This is a genomic window from Neisseria sp. P0001.S005 (assembly GCF_051963715.1).
The window spans coordinates 1-1,089 of the sequence record NZ_JBQCTZ010000419.1 but is presented as its reverse complement, the minus strand read 5'-3'; the positions used below and the strand labels follow the sequence as shown (position 1 = coordinate 1,089).

Annotated in this window: 1 protein-coding gene and 1 pseudogene; both read left to right on the top strand. The window is 54.7% G+C overall.

All coding sequences use genetic code 11. The features are described from left to right. Nucleotides 1-192 (top strand): annotated as a pseudogene (locus tag ACTHSP_RS20735) (type IV pili twitching motility protein PilT); the annotation flags it as partial. 163 nt (nt 193-355) lie between these two features. After that, nucleotides 356-1,089, top strand: a 734-nt coding sequence (locus ACTHSP_RS20730) for an FUSC family membrane protein (protein ID WP_440346851.1), incomplete at its 3' end; no start/stop codon positions are given.

Sequence of the window (1,089 nt, the reverse complement as noted above, 5' to 3'; positions counted from 1 at the left end):
GGCAGCAACGGCATGCAGACGTTCGACCAAAACCTCTTCAACCTCTACGCACAAGGCCAAATCGAACTCAGCGAAGCTCTGCGCCAAGCGGTATCCGCCAACGATTTGCGCCTGCGCATTCAAATGCACGACGAGGGCAATAATACCGAGCGTCTCTACGACCGCATCAGCGACCTCAACCTGATGACCTAATGGCGCAAGCCAAAAAAGGCCGTCTGAACAGATGTGGAAACGAAATCAAGTATTTTCCCGTATCCGTTCAGACGGCCTTATCCTATTTCAAGCATTCTGAAACCGACTGAAAATCCTGTTAAAATCCAATCATTCATCTCATAACAAATAAAACAACCCAACCATGAACACCCCGCCGCTCAAACCTCTGATCATTGCCTCCCTACCCGTCTTCGCCAGCGTATTCATCGCCGCCACCCTCGTTTGGCACTTTAACACCCCCAAACTCGCCATGCCCTTCGTACTCGGCATTATTGCCGGCGGTTTGGTCGATTTGGACAACCGCCTCACAGGCCGTCTGATAAACATCGTCATCACCGTCGCCCTGTTTACCCTCTCCTCACTGCTTGCCCAAAGCACCATCGGCACAGGCGTTCCCTTCATCTTGGCCATGACCCTGATGACTTTCGGCTTTACCATCCTCGGCACCATCGGCCTCAAATACCGCACCTTCGCTTTCGGTGCGCTCGCCGTCGCCACCTACACCACACTGACCTACACCCCCGAGACCTACTGGCTGACCAACCCAGTCATGATTCTGTTGGGCACTGTCCTATACAGCGTCAACACCCTGATCTTCCAAATCATCCTGCCCCACCGCCCCGTCCAAGAAACCGTCGCCAACGCCTACGACGCACTCAGCAACTACTTCGATGCCAAAGCCGACTTTTTCGATCCAGACGAAGCCGCATGGTTGGGCAACCGCCAAATCGACTTGGCCATGAGCAACACCGGTGTGATTACCGCCTTCAACCAATGCCGCGGCGCACTTTTCTACCGGTTGCGCGGCCAACACCGCCATCCGCGTACCGCCAAAATGCTGCGCTACTACCTCTGCGCGCAAGACATGCACGAACG